Annotated in this window: 4 protein-coding genes and 1 tRNA gene; 1 reads left to right on the top strand and 4 read right to left on the bottom strand. The window is 52.7% G+C overall.

From position 1 onward, the window contains the following. The first annotated feature begins 46 nt into the window (after positions 1-46). Positions 47-122, top strand: a tRNA-Gln gene (locus MVK60_RS07755). Positions 123-1,148: 1,026 nt separating this feature from the next. Here MVK60_RS07755 and MVK60_RS07750 read toward each other — a convergent pair. Genes MVK60_RS07750 through MVK60_RS07735 form a run of 4 tightly spaced genes read right to left on the bottom strand, consistent with a single transcriptional unit; the run spans position 1,149 to position 9,581 of the window. Next, on the bottom strand, positions 1,149-1,823 hold the full coding sequence (locus MVK60_RS07750) for a hypothetical protein (protein WP_297438127.1): 675 nt from the start codon (positions 1,821-1,823) through the stop codon (positions 1,149-1,151). A 40-nt stretch (positions 1,824-1,863) separates the two neighbouring features. Next, positions 1,864-6,216 (bottom strand): DNA-directed DNA polymerase II large subunit, encoded by a 4,353-nt coding sequence (locus MVK60_RS07745; protein ID WP_297438125.1) that lies wholly within the window; start codon positions 6,214-6,216, stop codon positions 1,864-1,866. A gap of 3 nt (positions 6,217-6,219) precedes the next feature. Then, the gene (locus tag MVK60_RS07740) at positions 6,220-8,334 is read right to left on the bottom strand and encodes a DNA-directed DNA polymerase II small subunit (protein ID WP_297438124.1); all 2,115 of its coding nucleotides are present in this window, start codon (positions 8,332-8,334) and stop codon (positions 6,220-6,222) included. Continuing rightward, positions 8,334-9,581 carry an ORC1-type DNA replication protein gene (locus MVK60_RS07735; protein WP_297438129.1) on the bottom strand — a complete coding sequence of 416 codons (1,248 nt, stop codon included), beginning with the start codon at positions 9,579-9,581 and terminating at the stop codon, positions 8,334-8,336. Before MVK60_RS07735 ends, MVK60_RS07740 begins: the two co-directional genes overlap by 1 nt. Positions 9,582-9,777 lie beyond the last annotated feature (196 nt).

Raw genomic sequence — 9,777 nt, 5'->3', positions numbered from 1 at the left:
CAGGAACTCAATATTTATAAGCTGGGAAGGACTCTTCATATCGGGCAGCCCCGTGGTGTAGCGGACAATCATGCGGGACTTTGGATCCCGCGACCCGGGTTCGAATCCCGGCGGGGCTACCATACAACCCTTTGCTGGCGCAAAGCGTTGACGGAAAATTGATGACTGCTTTTAAGACACTATTCTTAGAGTGGTGCTTTTCAAAGGCACTTCTCCGGGGACCGATTTCTTCTAGAGTGGGCTTAGATTTGTGGAAGTCCCCCAGAGTATGACGTCCTGCAGATGTCAAGAAGAAAATAGGACTCAGCCTGAAGACACTTTTCATGTGAAATCCAACGTTAAGGATCAATTTAAGGCGCGCACCTTTGGATAGTGCCAACTCAAAACAGCCACAAACTTTGATGAAGGATTCACTTCAACCTGCGTCCTTCGGACGCTTAAAAAAGAGAATCCCCTATCAAAGAACACCATAAAGTTGCTTGAGCTCTTAACGGGCCCTTTTTAATGAAATACCCATTAAACTCCTTCTTATTAAGAATCACAAACTTTTCGCCGCCTTTCCCAAATGCTGGGCGCGAAGTTTGGCCAAGGTTCGTAGCTCCTTTTAAAAGGCCAAATTCTAAGTGATTTTCTACCCGAACGGTTGTTTCAATTGTGAGAACTTTTCAAGTTGCTCCTTGGTAGGGGTTTAACTTTAAAATCGACGCCCGAAAGGCGTCAAAAGAGAGCAAACCCCGTGCCAAGACCCGTTTAAACGTGTTCTCCTTTGGAAAACGAGCCTTCTGAGTGCAAAATCCTTGTATTATGGTCTTTTTAGAGGGTGAGCTACGTGTCTTTTGGTGAAGCTTTTTCCAGGAGCCTCCTTCGCAAGCGCTGGCAGAATGTTTTGACTATTTTCTTGCTTTTGGTGTTGTTGCATGCCTTTTGCGATGTCAATTTTTGGCAGGGTTTGGGCTTTAATCGTCGACGTTATTGGTTGTGTTTCTTGTTTTTGGGCCCGAAGGATACTGGTTTGGAGTGAAAGGTCAGTCAAATTGTCCAACGTCGGTACAAAACCCTTTAAGAACACTTGTAGAGTATGCCAATTTCCACACTCCCAGTTTGAACAGCTGGAATATTTTGGTCAAGCTTTGCGCAGGCAAAGCGTGCTAAAACGCGAACTCCTCCACGCTGAACTCTTCCATTACCCTCTCAAAGTCGTGCTCCGGAGCGTAGGTAAAGCCGCAGGAAGAGCACTTCAGGATACCGTTCTCTTCATGGAGTGGGGCAAAGCAGACTGGACAGCGGTACTCCTCGCGGCTCAGCCTGTCGTAAACCTCATCCTTCATCACGAGAAGGTTCAGCTCAACCTCCCAGTCCTCGTGGAGCATCCCCCAGTAGGGGGTCTCAACCGGGTAGAAGTCCTCAAGAATGAGCGCCTTAATCCCGATACCCCTGATTCCAGGAGGGAGTTTTTGAGCGGGCTCTATGCTCACAACGTACTGGTCGTAGAACTCAATCTTTTCAACCCTAACAGTTAATCCCCGAGAGAGCCTTAAGCGGAGGGGAATCAGTTGGAGGAAGAGGTTTTCCCCCTCAACGTCCCAGCTCGCGCTTATTGAAACGCTCCCTTTCGTGAAGAAGTGGGTTATATAACGGTCGTCGTGTTCCTCACCAGCGGGGGAGAAACCCAGCTTTCTCATAGCCCTGGATAGAAAACCCGGCCGGGGCAACCTGCGGTAGTTGATCAGGTACTCCCCCATCCAACCGGCAAGGGGCATCGAGTAACCCACAAAGGTCTGCCTCTGAACCCTCAGGTAGGCGATGCTTGGGACCAGCTTCATAACGAATGACATATAGATGGGGAGATATATATGGGTTTCGTCATCCAAAAAACTCGTCTAGGCGTGGGGACTTTCTCTTACCTTTCATCCTGCTCTTTTCACCCTTTATGGCCTTTCCAAGGGCACCGGCTTTGGTTCCTTCGGATTTCTTGGGCTCTCGTCCTTTTTCCTTGCGTTTCTTAAACTTCCCATTGGCTTTAAGCTCCTCAAAGTACCCATCGTCCGCGTGGGCCTTTCCCGTACGCTCCGCGACCATCTTATCGCAGATGTCCCTCTGCAGGCTCATGAGTGTCCGCTGCCTCTCAGGGAACACGTTGTCGAAGAGGGTCTTTATGTCCTTCTCGGTGATGCAGATCCTCTGACGGGTGTAATCTAGCACGTCGTACTTCGTGACGATCATCTTGGCGGTTGGCAGGTACTTCTCAATGGCCCCCTTGCTGACGGTCAAGACTATCTTTCCACCACATCTGGGACATTTCCCGCCCAGGGGGGGTCTTCTGTACTTCGTGTTGCACTTCACACAACGGAACTCCTGCCTGGTGAAACTCCTGAGGTTGCCCCTGAGATCAGGGATGATGTGGGAGTTGATTATGGTCTCGGCCACGTGGTTCTCGTCCACCGCCCTTATGCGCTCAGCTAAAGCGAGCTGGCGCTCCACCTTCTCAACCATGTCGCCGAGCTGCTTGTACAGGCTCATCTTCGGCCCGAGACCGATATCATCCGTGTCGTGGGTGAACTTCAGGCCCTCATACATCTCCGGTTTGCCGAGCCTGTCCTCGACGCGCTCGATGAACTTTATCTCCTTCGGGGACTTCATCTCGTAGGTTGCTTTGTAGAAGTCCAGCGGATAGTAGCGAACGACGTCCATGTTGTGGACCTCGCTGTCCACTTCTCTTGGATCGAGGCGCGTGGTAACGACTAAAGGCGCGTCCATCTTGCCGCCACGCTTTTCAGGCAGGTAGTACTTGCTGAAGTTGAGGAGGGCATCGAGGAGGAGCATTACAGCATCCTCGTCGCCGTCGCATTGATGTGTTATGATATTCTCATTTATCAGAACGTTATGATAATTTTTAGCATTTAATGAGAACACAAATTCATCTGTTGGTTTGATATACTTAATGTGTCCAACTTTAAGCAGATTAAGAGAACCATCTTCATAAACACCAATCAACTCACCCTCCTTCACCTCGAAGGCCCGCTTTTCCACGAACTTTCCATTCTCGTAGACAAGCACAGGATGATCCACTGTCGTTTCAAAGCTCCTCCCGAGTTCAAGCTCGAAGCGAATCAGGTGGTCCGTGCTGGGGGCCTTTATCACGTCCTCGATGTCCGTGAGGACGACCTTACCGCTCTCGGGGTCGAAGGAGTAGACCTCAACGTTCTTCCTTGGCTTCTTCCTGACGTAAACCATGTTTTCATAGCTCTCCCCCTCAAACATTTCATAGAGCTCGCTAAGGGTTATCCTGGCGGGTTTGCCGTCAATCTGGACGATAATCCTCGTGTCTCCTGGGAAGCAGTTCCTCCTCTTTGCTGCGTGGTAATACGGGTGCGCATAACCTACGAGAACATCGGAGAAACCGATTACCCTGCCTATGATCCCCGCTGAAGTGTGGGGGGCAAGGCCTATCATGAGATGTCCAACGAGATCCTCCATCTTCTCGGCGTTGTAGAAGCGCGGAAGACCGTAGAACTTCTCGAGAAGGTCGTCTATGAAGTGGGCAACCTTCAGGAGATACCTTCCGGCCTCGTAGGGTAGTATAACGTCCTGAACACGGAGTTCAAGTATCTGATCGTCCCTTTCGAGCGGTTTACCCTCGAAGTCGTGGGTGTATCCCAGTTTGCGGAGCTTTTCAACACTCGTACCTATCTCCCTCGGCTTGAAGTGGGTTATCGGGGCGTCGGTGGCGTCGAAACGGATGGTGCCGTCTTTAAAGACGTAGACGTCGTTTTTGGCCCTCAGGAGGCCCTTCTCAAGCGGCTCTGCCATCTTGTAGCCGGAGGTCATTCCCATGACGCCCTTGAGCTTGTCAAGAGTGTTGACGTGAACACGCTCCATAGCCTCCCTCATTATCTCCGAAGGGTTGATCCGCCTTCGCGAGAATGATTTAAGCTCCGTCCCGCATTTGGGACATCTGAACCCAAGATCCCTCGCCTGATCCTCCGGGTAGTCAACGTTGCACTTGGGACAGTGGTAGAGGAGTTCCCTCCGGGTACCACAGTGCTGGCACAGGGGGGTAGGTCCTTCAGAGCCACATTTGGGGCAGCGGAACCACGCCATCTCAACAGAAGTCTGCCTTCCCGCCTCCGCGGCCTTCTTGATGTCACGGGTGCTCCCGCCAGCCAGTCCAATCGGAAAGAGCACGTGAACCGGAGGCTTCATCTTGCGCTCCTTCGCCTTCTCTGGTCTACCCATCCTGGCCCCGATCCAGCTTATCCCCCTGTCCCGGAGCTTTACACAATTGTTCTGGTTTATAATGTCGATGACCGTGTGAAAGGGCTTTGCCTTGAACTCCCATTCGAGGTTGCCGAAGGGTGTGAGGAGGGCGGTGCTCCAGGGGTACTCCACAACTATGAGCTCCTCACGGTCGATGCGGTCGAGCCTGTGGGGAAGGCCAAGGAGCTCAAGGTAACGCTTGACCTTGGCATCGTTCTCCAAAATCACCCTCCTGGCGAACCGGTTCTTCTTGAACTCATCCCACTCAATCTGGGCCCCCACAAGGGACTGTACGAGCACCTCAGCTTCCTCTGGCGTTAGGGTGTTCCAGTAAAGGGTGTAATAGGGGTGGAAGGGGATGTCGAGAACTTTTGAGAGATGCACGGCTTCCTCCACCGTAGGTTTAACCCTCAGCGGATCCTTCAAGAGCCCGTCAAGGAAATCCGGGTCCACCTCAAGGTACTCCGCGGCCTCCTCAACGGCTTCACGAGGATTCTCCAAAAAGGGCCGCAGATGAACCTCATAGGTCTCCTCCACCGCAGCGATCATCTCCTGGATCCACCACTCCTCGGTGTAGTTGGCGGGAAGGAGCGTCTGGTTGTTCTCAACAAAATCGCCGAAGTTGACGAGTGCATCACCCACGTAGAGGATCTCCTCAAGCTCGTTACGAACCTGCAGGGCGGTCTCGTAGTCGTCAACCCGGACGACGCTCCCGTCCCTGAGCTTGACCACGGGACCTTCAATCGTCGTCACGGGGGTAACTATACAGCCCTTGCCGGGCCTCTCGGTCTTCATCTGGGTTCCGACAGCAAGGAACTCGTCGAGGATCAGCATCGTCGCGGGATTGACGCTCCAAGTGGCGAAGCCACTTACACGGGAACGGCCGTACCTCAGCCTGAAGCCGCCGTTCGTCGATGGCTCGGCGAAGAGAGGCCTGCCGCCGATGATCTCCTTCGTGTATTTTTTGTTTGGAGCGATGTTGGCTCTAAACTTCTCATAGAGTTCATAGTAGAAGCCCCTCTCAACCTTCTCTATAACTTCTTCCGTTTCACCGGAATCCTCGGCCCTGGACTCAGGGGGGTTGGGGCCCTCAGCCGTCTTGCCCTTCTCCTTTGCCTCAACGAACTCTTTTATCCAGTCCCAGCCTTCCATACCCATTTTATCGATGTATTTAACCAGTTTCTTCGCCTTCTGGAGGACACCCTCGGCCATAACGAGTATCGCACCGCCGCGGATGTGATTGGTCTCAACACCGTCAACGTCGCGGTGGGAAACCTCAACCTTGTCGGTTTCTTCACCGGTTATCTCAATGGGGATGTTCCTCATGGCGAGGCGCACCTCATCGGCCTCGGGGTGATATTGAAGTCGCGTAACCGCCCGGTGGTAGAGGTCAACCTCCTCGACCATCCTCTCTATATGCTTCTCGCTGGGCTTGAAGCGGTCGAGGCCGAGCTTCTTTCTGACATAGTCTCCCACGAGAACACTCAGAGCCTGTGCCGTTCCACCGGAGCTCCTTATGGGGCCCGCGTAGTAGAGCGCGAGGTACTCGCTGTTGTCGGCCCAGGTGTTGCGTTTGATTTTGACGTCAGCGATACCCTCCAGCGGGGCCGAAACTATACCCTCGGTGAGAATGGCCAGCGCAGTTCGCACAGCCTGCTCCGCGGTCTTCTCTTTATCGCCAATCTTTCCAAACCTGCCGTCGATGATCTCATCAACCACTTTAAGGGCAGCCAGCTCCTTACCGTACTCCTTAACGAGAACCCGTATCCTCTCGGCAACTCCCTTTGGACCGACGAGACTCTCAACACGACCGGCCATGTCAGTGGCCTGAGGAACCTCAACTTCAAGGTTCGGATCCTTACCCTGAGCACGGGCCGCCCTCGTTATCTCATAGGCCCTGTCGATCTCCCGCTGAAGCGATTCGAAGTAAGCCTTCATCTCATCGGAATAGATCTCCATGGTTCAAACCCCCTCACAGAACTGGTCAAAGTGCACAACCGCCCGAAGTTTTGCGGTCTCGACGTCGATTATTGGAACCCTCGCCGGGGTGGGGACGATGTTAACCATCTTCTGAAATTCCGTCTGGGCCTGCCACGTACCCGCGTTTATCACGAAAACCCCGTTATACGTCTGGTACTCCATAACATGGACGTGACCCGTCTGAAAGAGATCCGGGACGTTTTCTATCACAAGGAGATCCTCTGGGTCCGGGGCTATGGGAACCTTTTCTCCAAACGTCGGAGCGAGGTGACGGAGCTTGAGGAGGTCCACGGTGGCCTCGGCCGGGCGGTGATGACTCCTGTTGGGGATCACGTTGACCACGTCCTCGATGCCCCTCCCATGGTATACCAAAAAGTCCCGCCCGTGGAGTCTTATAACGGCCGGGTTGCTGATTATGGTAGTGTTCTTGAGTTTGAATATCGGACGGGCGTACTCCTCATAGAAGCCGGGCTGAGGGAGTGCTGTTCTAGCGGCATCGTGGTTGCCGGGGCCGATGAACGTGTGTATATGCCCCGGAACGTTTCTCAGCAGGTTTGCGAGGGCTTCGTACTGGTCGAAGATGTCAGGGATGGCGAGCTCATCGTACTGACCCGGATATATGCCCACACCGTCAACGACGTCCCCAGCCAGCACGAGGTATTTGATCCTGCTCACGAGCTCCTCCTCAGCGCGATTGTTAACCTCACCGTTGAGCCACTCAAGAAAACGCATGAAGGCTGTTTCACAGAACTTATTTGAACCAACGTGCAGGTCGCTCAGGAGGACTGCGTAGACCTTCTCCCCAAGTGGAGGTTTACTCTTCCGGAATTTGGGGACGTCCGGGATGTACATCCTGTTGGCAAAGAAGATGTTTCTTCCAGACGGTCGCCCTCTGAACGCCACCACGGCATCAGGCATTACCTGAAAGAACTTCTTGGAGTCCTCGTTTCTCCTGTTGATGAAGACCTTTATTATACCCGTACTGTCCTCCACCTCAAACATGTAACCCTTGGGAGTCTCGCGCTTTGAATTAACGAGCCCGATTATGGTCACGTCCTCGTCAGTGTGGAGGTAGGAGAGCTTTCCGATATCGATGACGCCCCCTACTTCAGGGTTCTCGCGAAGGATGCGCTTCATCTTCTTAAGCCGGCTCTTGAACAGGTCTGAGTAGGCTTTCACTATTATCTCCCCATCCTTTCCGTTGGCGTTTTTGGCCTTCGGAGGTGAGAGCCTGAAGTTCTTAACGTCGAACACAACCTGCCAGTCGTCCGGGATCTCCGGTGCGCGGTAGTGGAAACCCTCTTTGGGGCTCAGGGAGAATTCCTCGTAGACGGTGTACGCCTTCTTCCCGTTACCAGGCACCTCCGCTTCATACATGATGGGGACACCGTAATCACCGTAGATCACCTTTGGCTTGAACTCCTCGTCGTCACTGGATTCATACCCATTCCCATTTATGCCGCCGTTTCCGTTCGGAGCTCCGTTGGAGTACCCGTTCTCGGAGAGCCTTTCTTCCACTGGAGGGGAGGATGTGGTTTCAGGCGCAGATGGGGGGTGAAGGGGTTCAGAGACCGGTTTTGAGGCATCTTCAACCGACTCCGATTCAAGAGCTCCAGTGGAAACATGACTCTCCCCCTCGTCAAACCCGTTAGGTTTCGCCCCTGATTTATCAATAGGGAGAGATTCTTCCTCCAATTTGGCGGGGGTTCCAGTGGAAATATATGTCTCGGAACCCCCAGAGGGAGCAGCCCCTATATCACTGATATTGTCTATTTCAGGAGTTTCCTCAGGATTAACGGCAGAAAGTGACTGTTCCACTGCATACCCTCCAAAATCAGGTGAAAGGGGCCGATTTTCATTGACCCCCTCATGGATACTGGAAACGAATTTTTCCAGTGGAGTGCTCCTGGGAAGAACATCCCTCTCCTCAAGAAACTCACGGGCCACAACGGCATCAACCACGAATTTCCCGCGGGTCTTGGCGAACTTAACGAGCTCCGCAAGGGTAAAGTCCTTGCGGTAGTGCCCCTCGAGGAGGTAGTACGCGGCGGGGGTTATCAGGTACCTATTCGACATGAGGTCTTCAACCAATCCCATTAGAGCAACCTCCTCTGGCGTGAAAGGGTTAGGGTCAACATGCTCTGGAGCTGGGGATCGTATCGGTATATATTCTTGACCTTGTAGGGGGTTATATTCAGCCGAATCTCCTTTGTCCTGCCGTAGCGTCCCTTACTAACGACCTTCGCGTTGATTATACCCAGCATATCCAGTTCGTTTATCAGGTCACTGACCCTGCGTTGGGTTAACGGCTCCAGATCGATGTGATCGCAGAGGTTTTTATACACGGAGTAAACATCCCCTGTGTTGGCGGGCAGTTCACCGTTCTCATCGAGGAGGACTATCGCATAGAGTAGGACCTTCGAGTGGAGAGGAAGGGTCTTGATAACCTCTTCCATGGTGTCCTGCTCGATCTTCTCTTGGGCCTTCCACACGTGCCTCTCGGTAACCTTAGAGGCCCCCTCCCGCTCGGCCAGCTCACCCGCGACCCGCAGAAGATCGAGGGCCCTTCTGGCATCGCCGTGTTCACGGGCGGCCAGGGCGGCGCAAAGGGGAACGACCCCACCATCGAGCACACCATCGTTAAAGGCATCGCGAGCGCGCTGCATCAGAATGTCCCTAAGCTGATTGGCATCGTAAGGGGGGAAAACTATCTCCTCCTCGCTCAGGCTGGAGAGAACCCTTGGATCCAGGTAGTCCTTGAACTTCAGGTCGTTGGAGATTCCGATTATACTGACCTTGGCCCTTACGAGTTCCGTGTTTATCCTGGTCAGGGAGTAGAGGATGTCATCCCCGCTCTTCTTGATGAGCTTATCTATCTCGTCCAAGACGATTATCACGAATCGCTCCCTCGCATCTATAACGGTTTTTAACTTGGCGTAAACTTCATCCGTCGGCCACCCAACAAGCGGAACCTCGACTCCGCTTTCGGGTCGAAAATGATTAACGATGTTGGCCAGAACCCTGTACTGAGTATCCACGATTTCACAATTGATGTGGATGACATCAACAGGAACCTCGTACTTGTTCGAGATACGCCTCAGCTCCTCGGTGACGAACTTTATGGTGACGGTTTTACCGGTTCCCGTTTTCCCATAAACGAAGATATTGGACGGGGTTTCCCCACGGAGAACTGGAACCAGTATGTGGGCGAGGTCCTCTATCTGTTCACGCCGGTGAGGGAGCTCCTTGGGCGTGTAGCTGTGCCTGAGAACCTCTTTATTTTTGAAGATCTTCTTTGCGTGCAGGTACTTCTCAAACACCGAACCCAGGTAAGTATCATCCATGCTCACCACCACTCCACTGGAAATCATACTCAGCCATGTTTATTTGACATGAAGCATTAAATTCATCCTCTTTTTTTCCATATTTTTAATATTATTTGGGATATATGGCAATTTATTTTTAAACAAGTTGGATATCAAACACACACTCCACAGGACGCACTGGATACAGTGGAAGCAGGGATAAGTAGCAGTCAGG

This window comes from Thermococcus sp. (assembly GCF_026988555.1).
Classification (GTDB): domain Archaea; phylum Methanobacteriota_B; class Thermococci; order Thermococcales; family Thermococcaceae; genus Thermococcus.
Note: the sequence above shows the minus strand (reverse complement) of the source record. Positions and strands in the feature narration are given on the sequence as shown.